At 65.3% G+C, this 19,986-nt stretch carries 18 protein-coding genes; 4 read left to right on the top strand and 14 right to left on the bottom strand.

Annotated elements, in window-relative coordinates:
• Window positions 1-432: 432 nt before the first annotated feature.
• The 5 genes from rhaS to LVJ94_09740 all read right to left on the bottom strand — a co-directional run bounded on the left by rhaS (window position 433) and on the right by LVJ94_09740 (window position 7,833).
• Entirely contained in the window at window positions 433-1,542 is a 1,110-nt protein-coding gene (gene rhaS / locus LVJ94_09720) for a rhamnose ABC transporter substrate-binding protein (protein WXB07510.1), read from the bottom strand.
• Complete coding sequence (locus LVJ94_09725) at window positions 1,539-2,519, bottom strand: ABC transporter permease (GenBank protein WXB07511.1); 981 nt, start codon at window positions 2,517-2,519, stop codon at window positions 1,539-1,541. The genes rhaS and LVJ94_09725 overlap by 4 nt, the downstream gene beginning before the upstream one ends.
• The gene (locus LVJ94_09730; GenBank protein WXB07512.1) at window positions 2,516-3,511 is read right to left on the bottom strand and encodes an ABC transporter permease; all 996 of its coding nucleotides are present in this window, start codon (window positions 3,509-3,511) and stop codon (window positions 2,516-2,518) included. Before LVJ94_09730 ends, LVJ94_09725 begins: the two co-directional genes overlap by 4 nt.
• Window positions 3,508-4,980, bottom strand: coding sequence for a sugar ABC transporter ATP-binding protein (locus LVJ94_09735; GenBank protein ID WXB07513.1), 1,473 nt, complete (start codon window positions 4,978-4,980; stop codon window positions 3,508-3,510). The genes LVJ94_09730 and LVJ94_09735 overlap by 4 nt, the downstream gene beginning before the upstream one ends.
• A gap of 159 nt (window positions 4,981-5,139) precedes the next feature.
• Complete coding sequence (locus LVJ94_09740) at window positions 5,140-7,833, bottom strand: phosphoenolpyruvate carboxylase (protein ID WXB07514.1); 2,694 nt, start codon at window positions 7,831-7,833, stop codon at window positions 5,140-5,142.
• Between the two features lie 182 nt (window positions 7,834-8,015).
• On the opposite strand from LVJ94_09740, the gene LVJ94_09745 reads away from it, so the two are divergent.
• Both LVJ94_09745 and LVJ94_09750 read left to right on the top strand, forming a co-directional pair.
• Window positions 8,016-8,240 (top strand): hypothetical protein, encoded by a 225-nt coding sequence (locus LVJ94_09745; protein WXB07515.1) that lies wholly within the window; start codon window positions 8,016-8,018, stop codon window positions 8,238-8,240.
• A gap of 28 nt (window positions 8,241-8,268) precedes the next feature.
• Window positions 8,269-8,484, top strand: coding sequence for a hypothetical protein (locus LVJ94_09750; protein ID WXB07516.1), 216 nt, complete (start codon window positions 8,269-8,271; stop codon window positions 8,482-8,484).
• A gap of 171 nt (window positions 8,485-8,655) precedes the next feature.
• Here the strand turns inward: LVJ94_09750 and LVJ94_09755 are convergent, their stop codons facing one another.
• From LVJ94_09755 to LVJ94_09765, 3 genes are read right to left on the bottom strand one after another with little or no spacing between them, the layout of a single operon-like run.
• Window positions 8,656-9,576 carry a hypothetical protein gene (locus tag LVJ94_09755; GenBank protein WXB07517.1) on the bottom strand — a complete coding sequence of 307 codons (921 nt, stop codon included), beginning with the start codon at window positions 9,574-9,576 and terminating at the stop codon, window positions 8,656-8,658.
• A 7-nt stretch (window positions 9,577-9,583) separates the two neighbouring features.
• Window positions 9,584-11,143 carry an FHA domain-containing protein gene (locus LVJ94_09760; protein ID WXB07518.1) on the bottom strand — a complete coding sequence of 520 codons (1,560 nt, stop codon included), beginning with the start codon at window positions 11,141-11,143 and terminating at the stop codon, window positions 9,584-9,586.
• Window positions 11,144-11,196: 53 nt separating this feature from the next.
• Window positions 11,197-12,204 carry a hypothetical protein gene (locus tag LVJ94_09765; GenBank protein ID WXB07519.1) on the bottom strand — a complete coding sequence of 336 codons (1,008 nt, stop codon included), beginning with the start codon at window positions 12,202-12,204 and terminating at the stop codon, window positions 11,197-11,199.
• A gap of 35 nt (window positions 12,205-12,239) precedes the next feature.
• Between LVJ94_09765 and LVJ94_09770 the strand changes: the two genes are divergently transcribed.
• Window positions 12,240-13,934: a serine/threonine protein phosphatase gene (locus tag LVJ94_09770; GenBank protein WXB07520.1), complete on the top strand. Its 1,695-nt coding sequence runs from the start codon at window positions 12,240-12,242 to the stop codon at window positions 13,932-13,934.
• A 168-nt stretch (window positions 13,935-14,102) separates the two neighbouring features.
• On the opposite strand, the gene LVJ94_09775 is transcribed toward LVJ94_09770, so the two are convergent.
• From LVJ94_09775 to LVJ94_09795, 5 genes are all read right to left on the bottom strand, one after another.
• Complete coding sequence (locus LVJ94_09775; GenBank protein WXB07521.1) at window positions 14,103-14,540, bottom strand: TM2 domain-containing protein; 438 nt, start codon at window positions 14,538-14,540, stop codon at window positions 14,103-14,105.
• Between the two features lie 106 nt (window positions 14,541-14,646).
• Window positions 14,647-15,657: a TerB family tellurite resistance protein gene (locus tag LVJ94_09780; protein ID WXB07522.1), complete on the bottom strand. Its 1,011-nt coding sequence runs from the start codon at window positions 15,655-15,657 to the stop codon at window positions 14,647-14,649.
• Window positions 15,658-15,717: 60 nt separating this feature from the next.
• Window positions 15,718-16,038 (bottom strand): hypothetical protein, encoded by a 321-nt coding sequence (locus tag LVJ94_09785; GenBank protein WXB07523.1) that lies wholly within the window; start codon window positions 16,036-16,038, stop codon window positions 15,718-15,720.
• A gap of 118 nt (window positions 16,039-16,156) precedes the next feature.
• Window positions 16,157-17,002 (bottom strand): OmpA family protein, encoded by an 846-nt coding sequence (locus LVJ94_09790; protein WXB07524.1) that lies wholly within the window; start codon window positions 17,000-17,002, stop codon window positions 16,157-16,159.
• Window positions 16,999-17,361 carry a DUF4398 domain-containing protein gene (locus LVJ94_09795; protein WXB07525.1) on the bottom strand — a complete coding sequence of 121 codons (363 nt, stop codon included), beginning with the start codon at window positions 17,359-17,361 and terminating at the stop codon, window positions 16,999-17,001. The genes LVJ94_09790 and LVJ94_09795 overlap by 4 nt, the downstream gene beginning before the upstream one ends.
• 73 nt (window positions 17,362-17,434) lie before the next feature.
• Between LVJ94_09795 and LVJ94_09800 the strand changes: the two genes are divergently transcribed.
• Entirely contained in the window at window positions 17,435-18,574 is a 1,140-nt protein-coding gene (locus LVJ94_09800) for an arginase family protein (GenBank protein WXB07526.1), read from the top strand.
• A 158-nt stretch (window positions 18,575-18,732) separates the two neighbouring features.
• Here the strand turns inward: LVJ94_09800 and LVJ94_09805 are convergent, their stop codons facing one another.
• The gene (locus LVJ94_09805) at window positions 18,733-19,962 is read right to left on the bottom strand and encodes an MFS transporter (GenBank protein ID WXB07527.1); all 1,230 of its coding nucleotides are present in this window, start codon (window positions 19,960-19,962) and stop codon (window positions 18,733-18,735) included.
• Window positions 19,963-19,986: the final 24 nt, after the last annotated feature.

Here is a 19,986-nt window from a genome sequence, read left to right on the forward strand (position 1 = left end):
TCACTGCTCCCGATCTCCCGATCTCCCTGTAAAAACTTCTGGCCGTAGAACCGACTAGAAGTCGTATTTGTCGATGTTCTCCTTGGTGAACACGATCGGCGGTCCGAGCAGGTGCCATCCAAGTCACCGAGGCAACCTACGAGCGCATCAAGGACAACTACGAGCTCGAAGAGCGCGGCGAAATCGACGTCAAGGGCAAGGGCCCCATGAAAACCTACTGGCTCCGCGGCCGCCGAGAACCCATGACCACGCCGTGGCTACGCGCATCGCGAGGAAAACCCAATTAGCGTCTGGTGACTCAGGAGAATTTGAACAGGGAGATCGGGAGATCGGGAGGTTTTTTGGTGGAGTGGGTCGCCCCACTCAATACCCAAAAATTCACTGCTCCCGATCTCCCGATCTCCCTGTAAAAACTTCTGGCCGTAGAACCGACTAGAAGTCGTATTTGTCGATGTTCTCCTTGGTGAACACGATCGGCGGTCCGAGCACGACCTCGCCGTTGGCGCCGATGGTGTATTCGCCCAGATCGCCCGCCTTGAACTTCTCGCCCGGCTTGCCCGTGATCTGCCCCGAAGACAGCGCCACGGCCGCGTACGTCGCGAGGTAGCCGAGGTTTGCGGGATCCCAGAGGGCGAACGACGCCATCGTGCCGTTCTTGACGAACTTGCGCAGCTGGTTCGGCGTGCCGACGCCCGTGACGGCGACCTTGCCCTTGTACTCGGAGGAATCGAGGTAGCGCGCGGCTGCGGCGACGCCGATGGTCGTCGGCGAGATGATGCCCTTCAACTTGGGGTGCGCCTGCAAGAGACCTTGCGTCTTCTGGAAGGAGATCTGGTCGTCGTCGTCGCCGTAGGCGATGTCCACCAGTTTGACGTTCGCGTACTCCGGCTTCGCGAGCTCCTTCTTCATCACCGCGATCCACGCATTTTGGTTCGTCGCGTTGGCCGTCGCCGACAGAATCGCGATCTCGCCGGTGCCCTTGATGGCATCCGAAATGAGCTTCACCTGCCCGACGCCGATGTCCTCGGTGGCCGCTTGGTTGATGAACACATCACGTGCGTCGGTCGCGGCGTCGGAGTCGAACGCCACCACCTTCATGCCGCGCGCGCGTGCCGCCTTCAACGCGGGCGCGACGGCGTTCGAGTCGTTGGCCGCGATGAGCAGCGCATTTTGTCCCTGCTGCGCGGCCGTGTTGATGTACGTCACCTGCGACGAGGCGCTCGCGTCCGACGGGCCCGTGGCCTTGAGCTGCTCGCCGAGCGAGGCCGCCGCTTTCTGCGCGCCCGTCTCGCACACCGAGAAGTAAGGGATGTTTACCTTCTTCGGCAGGAACGTGATCTTCAGGTCCTTCGCCAACGGCGCACTGGGATTGGCGACCGCCACACTTGCAGATGGCGCGGCGCTGTTGGTCGCGGCGCTGGCCGAAGCCGATGGCGCGCCCCCGCCGGTGTCGGATTTCGTCGTCTTGCCACAGCCCGTGAGCAGCGCGGCCGCGGAGGTAAGCGTGACGAAGGTACGGATGAGGGTCTTGCTCGTGTTCACGACGGCGCTCCTTCGATGGGACGTTTGAAACGATTCAATATGCCTTGGATGATAGCCGGCGCCAGAACGCTGGCCAGCAAAAGCAGGCCGGTTACGACGGTAAGCACCTCCGTCGAGGTGTCGGCAAGGATCAAAACATTGCGCAGTGCGCCAAGGACCAACACGGCCAAGATGACCCCGCCGATGGTCCCGCGCCCGCCAAAAATGGACACGCCGCCGAGCAGCACCGCCGCCACCACAGCCAATTCGAGCCCGGTACCGTTGTCGGCCCGCGCGCTCGAAAAGCGGAACGTGTACACGATGCCCGCAAGCGCCGAGAGCACGCCGCTCAGGACGAAGAGGATCTCCTTGTTGCGTTTGACGCGGATGCCCGAGAAGCGCGCCGCCTCCTCGTTGGCCCCCAGCGCAAACACCGCCCGCCCGAACGCGGTCGCATGCAGCAAGAGGCCGAAGACGACCGCGAGCACACCGAACAACGCGATGGGGTAGGGGATGGGCGTGCCCGGCAGCGGCGTCGTTCCGAATCGCGTGTAGGTTGCAGGGAAATCGGCCACCGCATGATCGCCCAGCACGATGAGCGCGAGCCCGCGGTAAAGGGCCAAGGTTCCGATGGTGACGGCCAATGAAGGAAGGCCCATGCGGGTCACGAGCACGCCGTTGAAGGCGCCGCACACGGCCCCGACGAGGAGCACCAGCGGCAGAATCGTCTCCAGCGCCCAGCCCGCGTTCCACAGCGCGCCGATCAACGCGCTCGAGAGCCCCAGCACCGACGCCACGGAAAGATCGATCTCGGCCGCGACGATCACCAAGGTGAGGGGGAGCGCCATGATGGCGATCTCGCCGATGTCCAGGCCGAGGTAAAAGAGGTTCTGCCCTGCGAGAAACCCGCCGCCGGTGCGCGCCGCGCCCACGACGCCGATGAGCACCAGCAGCACGAACAGCGCCGTTTCCCAGCGCAGAAAGTCTTTGGCCTTCATGCCGATACCCCGCGGGAGCGCCGTCGCAGGGTGGCGGCCAAGCGGAGCGCCACGATGCGATCGAGCGCGATGGCTGCCAGGAGCAGCGCGCCCGTGATGGCTTGCTGCCAGAACGCGGGAATGCGCAGCACGATGAGTGCGCTGCTGATCGTCGTCAGGAGCAACGCCCCGAGCGCGGCACCGGTGACGGTGCCGCTGCCACCGAAGATGGCCACACCGCCGACGACGACGGCCGACACCACCTGGAGCTCGAGCCCCGTTCCCGCCGTGGCATCCACCGTTCCGTAGCGTGCCGCCCAGAGCGTGCCCGCGAGGCCGGCCACCGCACCCGACGCGACGAATGCGGTGAGGACGCGTCGCCGGACCGCGATTCCGGCGAGCACCGCCGCCTCGGGATTCGACCCGATGGCGTAGAGCTCCCGCCCCGAGCGGTAGCCGTGCAGGTGCAGCGCCGCGACCGCGATGACCACCAGCGTGATGAGCACCAGGTACGGCACGCCGAGGAAGCGCCCGCCGCCCATGGCCAGCAGGGCATCCGGCAGATCGCCCGCGTTGATCTGCTTGCCCTGCGCCCACGCGTAGTCCAAACCGCGGAACACGTAGAGCGTGCCCAAGGTGACCACCAGGCTCGGAACGCGGCCCACCGCGACCAAGGCGCCGTTCAGCGCCCCGCACGCCGCGCCGACGACGACGCCGATCGCGAGCCCCACCGGAATGGAAAGCTCGGGATGGCGCACGAAGATGCCCGCCGTCAAGAACGCCGAAAGCCCGAGCACCGAGCCCACCGAGAGATCCACGTTGCGGGTGAGCACGACCATGGTCTGCCCGACGGTGAGCAGCGCCACCAGCGACGTGTTGAGGAGCAAATCGCGCACGCTCTGGCCGCTCACGAACAGCGGGTTGCTCATCGCCGTCACCAGCACCACCAGGCCCAGCGCCAGCAGAATGCCCAGTTCGCGGATGCGCCGCGCCCACTCGAGAAGGCCGGTCATGCCGCTCCTCCTTTTACGCCCGTCGCGGCGATGGCAATCCGCTCCTCGGTGGCCTCGGCGCGCGCGAACTCCGCGGTGAGCCGGCCCTCGCGCATGACCAGCACGCGATCGGCCATGCCCAGCACCTCGGGAAGCTCCGACGAGATCATCAAGATAGCCACACCTTCGGCGGCCAAGGACGACAAGAGGCGGTGCACCTCGGCCTTGGTCCCCACGTCGATGCCGCGCGTGGGCTCGTCCACCATGATGACGCGCGGCCTTCGCGCGAGCCACTTCGCGAGCACCACCTTCTGCTGGTTGCCGCCGGAGAGTACGCCCACCGGATCGGTGAGCTTGGCGAACTTCAGTTGCAGCTTGAGCGCCCAGTCCCGAGCCAGCGCGCGCTCATCCTTCGCGCGGAGGAACCCCATGCGCGCGAGCCGTCCGAGCGACGCCAGTGCGGCGTTTCGCTCGATGGAGGCATCCATCACCAGGCCCTGCTGGCGCCGATCCTCGGGGACGAAGCCGATGCCCGCATCCATCGCGGCGGTGGGCGAGCCGCGCTTCACCACGTGGCCGCGCACCCGCACCTCGCCCGCGTCCGCGCGGTCTACGCCGAAAATCGCGCGCGCCACCTCGCTGCGTCCCGCCCCGACGAGGCCCGCGAGCCCCACGATCTCACCCGCGCGCACCTCGAACGAGACGTCGGTGAAGACGCCCTCGCGCGTGAGGCGCCGCACCGAGAGCACGACTTCGCCGGCGTCCACCTGTTGCTTCGGAAACAATGCACCCAGCTCGCGACCGACCATGAGCCGCACCACACCGTCGGGCGTCTGCTCCGACAAGGGCCCCGACCAAACGAACCCGCCGTCGCGCAGCACGGTCGCCCGCTGGCAGAGTGCGAACACTTCGTCGATGCGGTGCGAGACGAAGAGCACCGCCGCCCCGTGTTCGCGCAGCGCCCCCACCACCCCGAAGAGCCGCTCCACCTCGGGCCCCGAGAGCGCCGCGGTCGGCTCGTCCATGACGATCACGCGTGCATCGGAGCACAAGGCTTTCGCGATCTCCACGAGCTGTTGATCCGCGATGGAGAGCCCTCGTGCGGGGCGCGTCGGGTCCAGATCGACACCGAGCCGCGTGAAGAGCGCGGCACTGGCCGCGCGCATGGCCTTCGTGTCGATGAGGCGTCCGCGCTTGAGCGGCTGCCTCCCCATGAAGACGTTCTCGGCGACCGAGAGATCCCCGAACAGGGTGGGCTCTTGGTAGATGACCGCGATGCCGGCCGCCTTCGCCTCCGCCGGTCCCGAGAATTTTCGCGGCGCACCATCCACGAGCACCGTCCCCGTATCGGGCCGGTGCGCGCCGGCGAGCACCTTGATCAACGTGGACTTTCCGGCGCCATTTTCGCCGAGCAGCGCGTGCGCTTCGCCGCCCATCAGCCGAAGGGACACGCCGCGCAAGGCGCGGACCGCCCCGAAGGACTTGGTCACCCCATCAAGGGCGACAATCGGGATCGCGTCGTGAGATTCCCCCGGCAGTTCGAGATTTTCCAATGCCCGGCGAGCGTAATCCAACACGGAACTCCGCTGCCATGTCAACCCGTTAGGGCTCCCTCCCGCCCCAGGTGCCCCCCCCCGGGGTGGGGGAGATCATCCCGTGGTGCGCAGCCCGCTTGCCACCGCGTTGAGCGAGAGCAGCACGCTCGGCAAAATGGCATTTTCGCCGACCGCATCGCCTTCGCTCTTGCACATGCGCCATTCGCGCAGCACGCGAATTTGAAACGTGTGCACTGCACGCAATCCCTCGTCGCGCAGGCGCAACGTTCTCCACATGCGCGGGCGCCGCTCCTCCATCGGCGAGCCGAAAATCTGCTCGATCATGGCCACGGTGCGCCGGTGCTCGGCAGCGACCATCCCGAAAATTTTCTCACGCACCGCGGCGTCACCCACCAAATTGGCATACTGGGCCACGATGTCGAGCGCCGTCGAGGCCACCGCACTCTCGACGTTCTTCATCACGTAGCGAAGGAAGGAATCCGTCTGCGCCTCCTCCTTCACGTGCTGGAACGCCTGCGGATCGCTCTGCCCGAGCGCCTCCAGGGCCGTGCCCAGTCCGTACCAACCAGGCAGGTAGTGGCGCGACTGATTCCAGCTGAAAACCCACGGAATCGCACGCAAATCGTCCAGCGACCGCCGTCCCGTACGCCGCGCCGGACGCGAGCCGATGTGCGCGACCTCGAGGGCATCGATGGGCGTGGCCTCGGCGAAGTAGTCGAGGAACCCATCTTCCGCCAAGAGCGCGCGGTACGCGTCACGGCTCGAGGCGGCGAGTCGATCGATGAGCACGCCGAGCTCCTCGTCGCGCGGCGGCGGCGCAAAGCGGTGACGCATCGTGGTAGCGGCAACGCCCGCGAGCAACAGCTCCAAGTTGTACGTCGCCGTGATGCGGTTCGCGAACTTCTGCGTGATGGTCTCGCCCTGCTCCGTCACCCGCACGTGCCCCGAGAGCGATCCATGCGGCAGCGCCTCGAGGAACCGATGCGTCGGCCCCGCCCCGCGGCTCACCGTTCCACCGCGCCCGTGGAAGAACCGGAGCGACTGCCCGTGCGACTTGAGCGCCGCGGTGATCTTCTCCTGCGCGCGCCGCACCGCCCACTGGCTCGCGAGAATGCCGCCATCCTTGCAGCTGTCGCTGTAGCCGAGCATCACCTCGACATGGCCGTCGCCGCGCGCACGCATCGCCGCGAGGCTCGTCTTGGTCACCGGATGATCGAGGAACCCATCGAGGATGCGCGGTGCTGCCTCCAAGTCTTCGAGCGTCTCGAACAGCGGCACCACCGGCATGTCGCACACGAGTCCCTGCGGCGTCATGCGCGCGAGCCCCACCTCGCGCGCGAGCAGGTACACCACGAGCAGGTCGGAGACGTTGCGCGTCATGCTCACGATGAGCGAGCCCAGTCCATCCAAACCGTGCGCATCGCGGTATTGCGCCAGCGCGCGCAGCGCCGAGAGCGTCTTGTCGGCTTGCTCTCCGACCGACGCGCCCACCGGTGCGAGCGGCCGCGCACTCCGCAACTCCGCATCGAGCAGCGCCCGGCGCCGCGGCTCGTCCCAATCGGGAAAGCCCGCGCCATCGATGCCCGCGGCCGACAGAAGCTGCGCCAGAGCATGATCGTGGAACTTGCTATTTTGCCGCACATCGAGCGCAGCCAGGTGGAAGCCGAACGTCTTCACCTCCCGCACCACCGGGAGCACCGACGTCCGCGCCAGCCGTCCCGCGCCGATCTCTTCGAGCGACTGCGTCAGCACCCCGAGATCCGCGATGAGCTCGTGCGGGCCGGCGTAGTGCTCGAGCCACGCGATCATCTCGTGCACGAACTGCCGCCACGGCTCGCCCGGGAACTTCGCGGCGATGCGGCGCGCATCGTCACCGAGCCGCTCGCGCATCTTGTCCAGCGCCTCGCGCAGCGACTCCGGCGCCGGCTGAATGAGATCGCTCAGCGGAAGCTGCTTCGCGAGCCGGGTCAGCTTCTCGCGATGCACGTCGAGCGCCGCCTTGCGAAACTCCATCAGCGTTTCGCGCGTGACCTCGCCCGTGACGAGCGGGTGCCCGTCGCGGTCGCCGCCGATCCAATTGCCGAAGCGAAGCTCGGGCATGCGGTCGCCGAGGAGCTGCGGATCGAGTCCAGCTTCGACCCACGCGTGGCGCAGGCGCGCATCGAGCCACGGAAGCACTTCCGGAAACACGTTGCGCAGGTAGTGCAGCGCATTCTGACGTTCGTCGGCGATGCCGGGCTTCTTCTGGAGAAACTTGGACGTGCGCCAGATGCGCTCGAGGGTCGCTTTGATCTCGTCGCCGATGTCCTCCTGCTCGCTCGGCGTCCACATTTGGTTCTCTCGTCGCACCAGCAGCAAGTAGAGCTGCCGCTGCTGACCGAGCACGTCCGCGGGCTTCGCCTCCGTCGGATGGGCCGTGAGCACCGGCTCGACGCGCACTTGGGCCAGGCCATCGGCAATGGCTTGCGGCGAGAGCCCCAGCTCGATCAATTGCCTGAGGTTCTGGCCCCAAAGGCCTGGCTCACGCAGAAGGCCTTGCCGTTCTTCGCGCTGCCGCCGCGCTTGAGCCGATGCGTTTTCCTCGATCAAATTCAGCAACTGAAACGCAAGCGTCAGTGCGGCTACATCACCCGCATCTCTCACACTCACGGGCTCGTCCCCCACGAAGGGCAGCCGCCGTGCCCGCTCTTTTTCGCCAGTTTCCTCGAGCATTTCGCGCAGACGCGCCATCAGAAAGTGGAGGTCTGCATCGATCTTATCGAGCGCGAACTCTAGAATGTTGGTCACCGTGGCCTCGTTGCGTAGGGGGATCCCGGCTAAGACGGGACGCACTGCGTTGCGCATGCTACTTCTTTCGAATCGGAGCAGTAGATCAAGTGCGACAAGTCGAAGACGTTCTGAATTTCCTCAGCGACATGGATTCAAACTGGTGGCCGTTCCTGTTCTTGCGCCCTGAGCCGTACGAGCGCATGACCTCGAAGCGGGTCGCCCTCCTCGCCACGCTCTACGGCGTCTTCACCGGAGCCTTCATGAACGCGATGCTCGCGATTTCAGGCCACGGCGAAGGCGTAAGCCTCTGGACCTTCCCGGTCTGGACGACCGTAGGCTTCTTCGTCATTTACCGCCTGACGTTTGCATACGCATGGAACTGCCGCGCCGATCGGTTCGTTCCGATCCGGATTACGCGTTCCTGACGAAACACAGGAAACAGATCGCTCGCACATGGCCGAAGCCTTGAGCGAAGTCGGCATGTTCGCCGGCCTCCTATTCGCCGCGGCCGCAGCCTTCTTCGGCTTCGCCTTCACCTGCGTGGGCGTGGTGATGCTCCTCCGCGCCCCGCCCGAGCGCAAAAAGCTAGGCGCCTACGCCCTCATCGGCGGCCTCACGTCGCTGCTCGCCGGCCTCTCGGTCTGGGCCATGTTCCTGCGCACCCGCTAGAAGCAGGAGAGAGAATTCACAGGAAGACGGGAAGACGGGAAGTTTTTTGGGATTTCCATCGGCGCCCGTGGGCCAGCTGGAAACCAAAAAAATAGCGTTCCGTGCTGCCTCGATCCGGAACTCCTTCCCGTCTTCCCGTCTTCCTGTGAACTCTCTCTCTGGGAGCAGCGTCTAGAATGTCGTCCCGAAGATCGGCACGAGCATCGGCTTCGGGAGGCTCGCTGCGGCCGCGGTCTCTTCCCGGAAGGTCGGGAGGCGTGGTTGGCCTTCGGCCTTCTTCCCATCGAAGCCCGTGAGCCATGACACTTTGCGGGGCTCCAGGGATTGCGTCACCTTGGTGCTCGAGTTGCTCGTCATGAGCAGGACGCCGGTGAGAACGCCCACGGCGCCGCCGCCGAACATCGTCCAGCCGACCGCCTCCGCCGAACCCGTGTTGCCGGTGTTGGCGGCGTTCGCCAAGGCTACGACCAACAGCGTGAACCCGCCGATGACGAAGAAGAGCGAACCGAGGCTGATGAGAACGATGCCGCCCGCGAAACCACCCTTCGACGCCGTGTCCACGTCGAGCACCACGCGATCGCCGTTTTGCCCGCCCAACATGAACGCGCGCGATGCGCGTACGCCGTCGCCCACGATGCGGTAGCTCGGCCCGATGGGCAGCGCCCGATCGCATGGCGTCGAGCACACCGCAACCCAGCCGCCGCGCATCTGCTCGATGGCCACGTCGCCGCCATCGATGTGCACCGTCACGCTGCCCGACGGCTCCGTGGTCACCTGCGGTGCCGTGGCCGAAGGCACGGGCGCTTGCGGAGCGCGCGACAGATCCACCGGCTGCCCGTTGTGATCGATGCGGGCCACGAAGGACCAAAGAATCCGCGCCGACTGCCCCGTCGTCAGCATCACGGTCACGTGATCGCCCACGACGATCTCGCTCAGCGTTCCGCGAAGGACATTATTGTCCTTGAGATAAACGGCGTCCGGCCCGGGCTGCGCCGCAGGCCCTGACTGCGCAAACGCCGAGGGGGCGAGTGTCGTCAGGTACGACGATAGGACAAGCGCGGTGACGATGTTCCGTCGAAAGCTATTTGGCATTCGCACATCATCGGGCTTCCCAGGGGCTTAAGTCCACAAGCAGCCGAGTCCGCCCGACCAAGATTTCGTCCCCATCGAGCAACTCGCCCTCTCCCTGGAGCCGCACGAAAACCCCGGTGCGCGAATCGAGATCCGTCAAAACGACGACCTCCGCCTGCTCTTCCAGCACACAATGCTGTTCGCTCAGCAGCGGATCGTTCGGGCAAACGATATCGCCAATCGCCGATCCAATCTGCACCATGCCGCCCCGCGCCACCGCGCACGCGCCCACCGCGCCGCCTTCGAAAACCTGCACCACCCGAAACGCCGATGGCCACTTGGGCGAAGAATAGAAATACGTCGGGTCGGGATCCGGCTCGTCGTCGGCCACGGGATTCTTCTCCACGCGGAACAATTGATCGCCCACGATGAACTCGTCCCCGGCGGTCAACTCCACCCGCGATCGAATCCTCAAGAAGGCGCCGTTGCCGCCGTCGAAGTCCTCGAGCCAGAGGCGCCCGTCCTCGAAGCGGAAGACCGCTTCCTTCGGATGGCAAAACGCGTCCGAGATCTGAATCGACCCATCGCGCCCGATGATCGCTTCCTTCTCGTGCACGCCGTACTTGTCCGGCCCGCCCACCAAGCTTCGTTGCACCAGGAGGTGGAACAGAACCTCTTGGCTCTTGTTGGCGGCGCCCCAGGCCACGCTCGCGGGACCCGCACCGAGCGCGGCGAAGGCCGCCGTCGGGTCCACCACCGTGGCCGGAGCCGTCTCGCTGTCCGGCGGAGCGATCACCGGCTCCGAACCTGGCGCCTCCACCACGGCCGGCTGGGAGGGCGCGGCCGCGGGCGCGGCTGCCGGCATCGAAAGGCTGCTCGGGATGGGCTCCGCCTTCAGCATCGCGGCGCTGGATGCCGAAGCCATTTCGCCCGGCGCGCTGTCCTTCGTCTTACGCTTCGTGAGGCGTTTGACGTCGACGTTCGGTGGCTCGGTGAGCACGTCGATGCCGCCCATGGCGCGGCCTTCGATGACCTCGTCCCAGCGGCCTTCGCGCAGCATGAGCAGCATCTCCATGTGCTGCCCCTTCATGAGCGTGCGCACGAACAACGCGATGTTGTCCTCGCGGCCCACGTGCTCGCCGTAGTTGCGCTTGTGCGTCTTGATGATGCGCCCGCCGTCGGCGAACAGGTGCGTGATGATGTGCGGCTTGTCGAGCCCCGAGTCCTCCGTCTGCACGTGGAAGACGCGGCCCTTGTACTTCACGTTGTTGTTGAAGCCGACCTGCGCCCGGGCAAACGTCGCCGGCTGCATCTGCCGCTCGAACTGCGAGATGGCATTGCCGTCGAAGCGCACGATGGCCTGCTCGAGCAGGCTGTGGTTTCCGTCGATGCCCTCCATGCGCTCGAAGGCTTGCCGCGCCACGGGCGACGCCGGGTCGAGCCGAAGCGCTTCGGCGAGCAGCTGCTGCCCCTCGGCGTCGTTCGGGCCCGTGGACGCATAGGCGCAGAGAACCATGATCGCGTCATCGACGCGCGCGCGGTCGACGAGCCACTTGGCTACTTTCGATGCGCTTGTACGCCCGCTCACGACTGCGGTCATCTCACACAGAGTTTATAGCAAGCAATGCGTGCTTGTACGATTCACGGTGGATTTTTGACGATCTCGTCGATTTCGACCACCTCGAAGGCCGACCCGGGGATCGTTTTGAGCTGACCCAGGTCGTCGTCGTCCCACTTGGAGTTGGCCTCCCCCGAGAGGTACCAACTGGACCCATTGTCCGCGAGAAACATGCCGTATCGCCGCAATGCGGTCAGCACGGCCTTCGCGGAACCCCGGAATTTCGAGGTGTCGAAGCTGGCTTTGAGCCGGAACCTGGCGCCCATGGGCGGAGCGTTGGCGTCCGAAGTACTCCCGGCCGCGTGGGTCGCTGGCCGGACGAAGGCGTTCTGGGTCCGGTTGGCCGTGAACCGGAGGGCATGCCGGATTTCCCCGGCGGCTGCCTCTTCGTGCCGCACGAGCCCTGCCAGGATGGGCAATCCTGCGGCGTCGGCCGATGTCCACCCGTCTGGGCGCAGCTTGTTGGACCGCAGGTCGAAGACCGCCCCGGAGTAGGCGTGCCACATGTCCGATTTGGGCTCGGCCGCGTACAGCTCGTAGAGAACGCACCGCTCGCGGTCGATGGCGAGCACGTGCCGATCGCCCGCCGTGGGATTTCCACCCTCGACCGGCGCGTTCAGCGGAATGGGGTACGGTCCGGGATCGCTCTCGCGTGGCTCCTCGAACCTGACGGGAAGTTTAGGCTGCGTACCTGGCACGACGATGTACGGAATGCCGTAGCTCGGGTTGGAGCCGAAGTCGGGGTGCAACTTCTTGTCGCGTCCCAGCGACGCGACATACTGGTCCGAGTTGGGATCGACCGGGGCGTTGGAGATGTCCCGGTTCCAAGGATTGTCCGCGGGAAAAACGGTGCAGTTCGAGTTGATCGCCCCGCCGCCTCCCGCAGTGCTGCCGTTGCCGCCACCACCCGCGGGATCTTCGCCACCGGGCGCCGATGGAGGCGATCCGTTGTTGCCTCCGCATCCGATCGCGACGGTAGCAACGAGCGCAGCACACGCCGTCGCTTCACGAAGAAGCAGCCTTCCCCTCATGCTTCACAGAATAGTTGTCTATGATGGTGGGCGCCATGTTGACGTTTAGCCCAGATCCCGACAAGGCCGAGCAGGAGATGCACGCCATCATCTTTTACCTGACGACATTCGGGTACATCGATGGCGACTTCGATGCGAGCGAGAAGTCCTTCGTCAGGGCGTACATCCGCAAGCTCGTCGAGCACCGCGCCGACACAACCATGGTCGACGCGGATCCGTCGTTTCGGGCCGAAATCGTCGATAAATTTACTGCGCATTTTCATGAGGTGTTCGAAGGGATCGATCTCCGTATCCAGGAACTTTTCGCCGAGCCGGTACAGAAGGACGAAGAGCCTTCGGCGTTCGTCCACACGAAGCTCAAAGTTCGATGCTTCGAGATCTTTCAAAGCTTCGATCGCGCGGGACAAGAACAGCTCATGGCCACGATCGACGAGCTTCTGCTGGCCGACGGGCATGCGCACCCCGCAGAGCTGAAATTTCGCGGTGAGCTTGCCGCGCTTCTGTCGACGGAGGTCGAACTCGAGCTGGTCGACGACGACGAAGCGGTCGCGCACGTGCGCGTGGAGGCGCCGCGCAAGCCACCGTCGACGGGCGAGAACCACCCGTTCTTCGTGCCGGCGGAGTTTCACTACTCGGCGGACCGCAAGAAGATCCTCGAGCAAGCCTCGCGCGATCGCGTGTTGCTCGATCGGGTGCTGGCCATTCTGGACAAGCAGCGCGAAGGCGGAAAAGGCAAGCTTACCGGCAAGAGCAACATCGCGGAGATCCCCGCGGGCGAGTCGTTCCTCGATGGCTACACGTACGTGGTGCGGCCGGTCCCGAAGCGCGGTTACGAGCTCACGGTGCTCGGCGATCTGCACGGCTGCTATAGCGTCCTGAAGGCCACGTTGATTCAATCCCGTTTCTTCGAGAAGGTGACGGCGTTTCGGCAGAATCCGGACGCGGTGCCCGAGCCCAAGTTGGTATTCCTGGGCGACTACATCGATCGCGGTCTCTTCAGCCTGAACGGCGTTCTCCGCACGGTGTTGCAGCTCTTTGCCACGGCGCCGGAGCACGTCGTCGTGCTGCGCGGAAACCACGAGTACTACGTGGAGTACAACGGCAACGTGTACGGCGGGGTGAAGCCTGCCGAGTCGATCAACACGCTCAAGCCGCACCTGCCGCTCGACGTGTTTCGCCATTACGCGCGGCTGTTCGAGCAGCTGCCCAACACGTTGCTCTTCGACCGATTCTTCTTCGTGCACGGCGGCATCCCGCGCGATCGCCTCATCAAAGAGCGATGGCGGGATCTCTCGACGCTCAACGACCCCGATCTACGCTTCCAAATGATGTGGAGCGATCCGAGTCGGGTGGACGTGGTGCCCGCCGATCTGCAGGAGAAATCGGCGCGCTTCCCCTTTGGGAAGCTGCAACTGCGCGCCTTCTTGCAGCGCATGGGGTGCCACACGCTGGTGCGCGGCCACGAAAAGGTGAACAGCGGCTTCGAGCGCACGTACGACGACGAGCACGCGCAGCTCTTCACGCTCTTCTCCGCGGGCGGTCGCGACAACAACGACCTCCCCGTGGACAGCAGCTACCGCACCGTCACCCCGATGGCGCTCACCCTGCAACTGCACCCCGACGGCACGAGCACCATCACGCCCTGGGCCCCCGACTACCGCGCCTACAACGATCCGCAGCGCAACGCCTTCTTCCAAAAAGCCCCCGAAATCGCGCATCGACGCGACTAAAGAGGAGAGAATTCACAGGAAGACGGGAAGACGGGAAGGGGATTCGGCGCGTAGCAGCGCGGAACGCTTTTTTTGGGGTTTCCAGTTGGCCAACTAGGCAAACTGGAAACGTCAAAACCTTCCCGTCTTCCTGTCTTCCTGTGAATCCTCTCCTTAGCGACGAGTGCGTTAAGTGCCGTCGCGGAGGGGGCGGCCTTGGGCGTCGGTGACTTTGCCCGTGAGCATCATGATGCCGTCGACGATGGGCCAGATCACGCCGACGCCGCAGGTGAGCCAGGTGACGGCGATTTGCGCGATCGCGATCATCGTGTGGCCCGTGTAGAAGCGGCCCACGCCGAAGGCGCCGATGAGCAGCTGCAAAATGCCCGCGATGATTTTGCTCTTGTCCGAGAAGGGGAGCCCCGTGACGGGATCGACACCGTAGGGTGCGCCCGGGCCTGCACCGGGGACGCCGCCTGGACCACCCGGATACGGGGCCATGGGCCCGCCGGGAGGGGGAGGCCCGTAGCCGCCGCCGTATGGGTTTTGCCCGCCCGGCGCCTGGCCGTAGCCGCCGGGTTGATTCGGACCACCCTGTCCAGGGGGAGGAGGATATCCACCTTGCATCGTTCGAGTTCTCCAACTTCCGACCGTAAGCGGTCTTTGCGATGAACGCCCCCTCCGGAGGAGCCGGGGTAGGGGGGACCATCACTGAGTAAGAACGCTTCCCAACCTAAGCAAGCTTTTCCACGCGTTCGTCGTACTCGTCCTGGGAGATCCGCTGGGCTTGCAGGTCGGCGTTGAGCGCTTCCAGCGCAAGCTTGGTGCGACTCGCCTTGGCCTCGACGCTTTCTTTGTTCTTGTCGTAAGCCTCTTTGCCGTCCTTCTTCGCGTCTTTGAATTCCTTGCGAAGCTGGGCGACGGGCACGGTCCCGCCGCTCGCAAAGTAGCGCTCGGCCACTTTGCCGATGGCCCACGTCGTCGCGAACGATGTCGTGGCGCCCACGACGCTTCCCCATCCGGGAACGAGCTTCGCCAAGTTGTTCACGGCGATGCGCATGCCCGTGCCGCCGACGACGCCGCCGAGGAGTGAGCTCACCGCCTTCTTGTCCATCGTGTTGCCGAAGTACTGGCCGATGTCGCGTACGAGCTTCGCCTGCAAGGCCACCACCGCGACGTCCGTGGCGATGGCCACGCCGGGAACGGGGAACGCTCCGAGCACCGCGCTCATGATCGAGTACTTCAAGACGTCTTCCTCGATCTCGGCGGCGCGGCGTTTCGGATCGGGCACCTTCTTGATGTTGCTCGGAAGGATGGTGTCCTTCGTTTCGTTGACCAGATCCGCGAGGAAGCCACTGCGCGGCTGCGGAGGTTGCACGGCCTCCGCCACCGCATGCGCGACTGGCGGGGCCGGTGGCACGATGGAGGCCGCGTAGCCGAAGGCGAGCTTCATGCGATCGAGGATCGCGTTCTCTTGCGCGACCCGTTCGCCGTCGACGAGCGCGATGCTCACCGCCGCGTCGTACGTCTCGCGGCGAGCCTCGGGGGAGACGATGCGCTGGATTTGCTCTTCGACGTCGGTCTCCTCCTCGAGGAGCGTTTCCAGTGTCACGCCGTCGGGAAGGGAGACGCCCTCGAGCGCCTCCTCGAGCGCGGTCCGCTCTTCGTCGAGCAATCGGCCATCCGCTTTGGCCACGGCCACGAGGATGCGCAGCCCGGCGAGCCCTTCGGTAACGCTGATCATGGTTCTCGTAGGAGAACGGCGAAGTCAGCTGCCGTCAAGTGCACCTGCCTCAGGTAGGCGTCAGGTGTCGTCTCCTTCGATGATTCGTCGCGAGCGCGGCACGTCCCCGGCACCGAGGTCGCCGCCGATGATGCCGATTTCCTCGTCCAGGCGCTCCTGAACGAAGTCCTCCTGAGCGGTCCGCACTTCGATCGCGCGTCCCGCTGCGACCCCGACCGCGCCCCCGAGGAACGCGCCAATCATTGCGCCCGATGGCCCTGCAAATGCGCCTACGCTGATACCGGCTGCCGCCCCCGAGATGGCCCCTGCGGCGAGGGAAGCGTCCGACCGGAGAGGAATACCGGCCTCGCGTAGCTCTCGTTCTCTCTGTGTCCAGGCCATTGTGCACCGTGCTGGTCGGCACCCGTCCAACACGCCAGGAGGGGCGGAGGGAGGGGCTACCAGCACGCGCACTGAGAGCAATGCGCGTGCCTCGGACTACATTGGATGATCGGGGATGCTACTTGCGCTCGGGCGGCGAGACGATGATCTCGACGCGCCGATTGTTGGCACGCCCCTCCGCGGTGCCATTGCTGGCCACGGGCCGATCGGGGCCGACGCCCACCGCCTTCACGATCTCCGGAGGAAGGCCGTGCGAGATGATGTACTGCCGCACGGAATCCGCCCGCTTCTGCGAGAGATCCATGTTGAAGCCGCGCTGACCCTGCGAGTCGGTGTGGCCTTCGACGGTGATGCTGCGATCCGGGTTGGCCTTCAGGGCGGTGACGACGTTGTCGAGTGCGCTCATGGCCGCCGGCAACAACGCCGACGCGCCCGAGGCAAAGAGAACCTGACCCGACAGCGTGATGACCATGCCGCGGTTGTCGTTCTTGACCTCCGCCATCTTGGCGAGGTTGTCGAGCGCTTCCTTGGTGCGGCGACGCTCGTCCTCGAGCTGCTGCTGCGAGCGCTCGAGCTGCTTTTTCGCGCTTTCGAGCTCGCGCTCCGTCTTCCTGCCCATCGCTACCTGCGTGGTCTGGAGCTCCTTCTGCGCCTGCTCGCGCTGGCGTTCGGCGACCATCATGCCGGCTTGCGCATCGGCGAGTTGCGACTTGCGAAGCGCGATGTACGCGCGGTCGCGCGTTTCCGGCGAGCCCGGCTCGTCGTCGTAGGATTTCTCGGCCTGATCGAGCGAGCCTTTGGCCACGTGCACTTGCGCCGGGTTCACCTGGTTGGCCTGGCCCGTCTGCGCCTTTTGATAGGCCGTGCGCGCCTCCAACAGCTCCTTCGGCGGCGGGGTGGAGCCACACCCGACGAGGAGACTCAAGGCCACCAATCCGACGGTCTTGGGGTACGCCCGAATCATTTCCTGTCTCCTGATTTGAGGGACTTGAGCTCGTCCAGCGCTTGTTGAGCCTCCGCGCGTGCCGTGGACTCGCGCGCCAGGGCCACAGCGAGCTCGGCGTCTGCCTCGGCGCGAAGGAGCACGAACTCGGCGCGCTTGTTGTCGCCGTCGTTGATGAGTGCCTTTGCCTGGTCGATCTGCTCTTGGGCCAACTTTAAGTGAAGCGCGGCTTGCGGGTTGTTCTGAGCGCCTACTTCCTGGGCCGCACGTACGGACGCTTGGGAATCTGCAAGGCGTCCATTTGGCGCAGGGTACGAACCGCATCCAGCCATGAGCCAGGCTGTGATGGTTGCCGCCGCCGTCAACGCGATCTGTTTCATCCGACTCCTCGATATAGAAACTGTCTATTTTGGACTTTTTGCCGAGGCGCGGTCGACCATACCATGATCGCCGATGAATCCGTATGAGGAGCTTGCAACCCTACTTCGCCCCGCCGGCGGTGGTCTTTTCCTGGTTTCGACCGGGCGCGCCGAGCAAATCGAGCTGCAAAAAACCATCTACGGTGCAGCAACTGAGGAGGAGGTAGGACAAAAATGGCGTGCCGCACTGGCTGAAATTGCAGCGGCGAAGGTGGTCATTCTCGGTGCGCCATCCGACGTTGGAGCCGGGTTTTTGCGGGGTGCCAACATGGGGCCGCAGGCGATTCGGCAGGAGCTGTTGAAGGCCAAAAAGACGGGAGGCGGCCTACCGGCGGGGGTGGTGGACGCCGGCGATGTCTTCGTCGTGCCGCAGCTTCTCCACGACGACATGCTGGCGCCCGCGCAGCGGGAAGCCTCGGCGCGGGCGCTCTATCCCGGGGTCGAGCCCGCGGTTCGGGCCTCGCTGCCTGTCTCGCCGCTTTCCATCTTGGAGCGCGCCATCGATTTGCTGTTCGCCATCAACCCAAAGGTCGTTCCCATCGTTTTGGGCGGCGACCATTCGTGCGCATGGCCCGTGTCGGCGGCGTTGGCCCGCGCGCGCGCGGCGTCGGTCAACCCAGCCAACCCAGCCAAACCAGCCAAACCAGCCTGGGGCATCGTCCAAATGGACGCGCATACCGACTTGCTCGAGGAAAGACTCGGTATTCGTTATTGTTTTGCGACATGGAGCTACCACGCGAGCCGCCTGCTCGCGCGACCCGACCATATGGTGCAAGTCGGTATTCGCGCCACCCGCCACCCGCGCGCGCATTGGGAAAATGACGTAGGGGTGAGGCAGTTTTGGGCCGACGAATGCAATCGCGATCCCGCGGCCGCCATCGACGCCATCGTGGAACACCTTTTGGCCCGCGGCATCGAGTCCATTTACTTCTCGAACGACATCGACGGCACCGACGATCAGTTCGCCGATGCAACCGGCACACCCGAGCCCCACGGCCTGCAGCCCGACTTCGTGCTCGGCCTAATCCACCGCTTGGGTAAGGAGTTCCACCTTTGTGCGGGCGACATCATGGAGGTCGCGCCCCCCATCCCCCGCTATCCAGGCGGAACGGAACGCACCGTCGCCCTCGCCGCCCAATACATCACCGAAACCATCACCGCCGCCCTCCGCTAGAGAAGAGAGAAATTCACAGGAAGACGGGAAGACGGGAAGGTTTTTAGGATTTCAATTGGCCCAGTTTGGCCAACTGAACCCCAAAAAAAGCGTTCCGCGCTGCCTCGCGCCGGAACCCCTTCCCGTCTTCCCGTCTTCCTGTGAATTCTCTCTCTCTCCTAGGGGTTGCCTTGGGGGACGCGGTCGATGCGGTCGACGTTGCGGAGGGCTGGAAAGAGCTTCATGCAGGCCAGCACGACGATGCATGTGGCGGCGCCGCCCAGGACGGCTGCGCGTACCGCGCCGAGCCACGCGGCGGTGAGGCCCGATTCGAACTCGCCGAGCTCGTTGGAGGCGCCGACGAAGACTTGGTTGACCGCACTCACCCGTCCGCGCATCGCAGGTGGCGTGGCGATTTGCACCAGGGTACCGCGCACCACCACGCTCACCATGTCCGAGGCGCCAGCGACCACGAGGGCCAGCAGCGAGAGCACGTACGTCTGCGACACGGCGAAGACGATGGTGGCCAGGCCGTAGAGGCCGACGCACGCAAACATGAGCAGCCCCACCTTCTGCCGCAGCGGGTGGAAGGCCAGCCAGATGGCCATCATCGATGCGCCCAATGCCGGGCCGCTGCGCAACAGGCCGAGGCCCCACGGACCCGTGTGCAGGATATCGCGGGCGAAGATCGGCAGAAGTGCCACAGCGCCGCCCAGCAGCACGGCGAACAGGTCGAGCGTGATCGATCCGAGAAGGAGCTTCTGCGAAAAGACGTAGCGCACGCCCGCCGAAAGCGTGGCCAGCGACGTGGCCGTGCGCTCCATGCGCCCCGTGCGCACGTTGAGCGCGAGCACGCACGTGAAGGCCGCGGTGGCGAGCAGCGCGCTGATGGCGTAGACGCCTGCGGGCCCGCCGAAAAGGCCATAGACGATGCCGCCCAACGCAGGCCCGAGCACCGTCGCGATTTGCCATACCGTGGAGCTCCATGCGACCGAGCGCGGAAACTCCTCCATCGGCACGAGGTGCGTGATCAGCGCGGAGGCCGCCGGTCCGGAGAAGGCGCGCACGGTGCCGAAAAACGCGAGGATCGCGTAGATGAAGTACGCGTGCTCGACATGCGCCATGGCCGACGTGAAGAGGAGCACCGCCGAGAGGGCGATGCCGAGGTTGGTCACCAGCACCACATGGCGTCGATCGAAGCGATCCGCCGCGGCGCCGGTGATGGGCGAAAGGCACACCAGCGGGAGAAACTGCGCGAGACCGACGTAGCCGAGATCCAGAGGTCGCCGCGTGAGGTCGTAGACCTGCCACGCGACGGCCACGCTCTGCATTTGAATGGCGATGGTCAGTAAGAAGCGCGCACACTGGTAGAGACGGAAGTCTCGATACCGGAAAAGATTAGGCGCCATGTTCCGTACGGGCGCCTTCGGAGC

It is taken from the genome of Sorangiineae bacterium MSr11367 (assembly GCA_037157805.1).
Lineage (GTDB): Bacteria > Myxococcota_A > Polyangia > Polyangiales > Polyangiaceae > Pendulispora > Pendulispora rubella.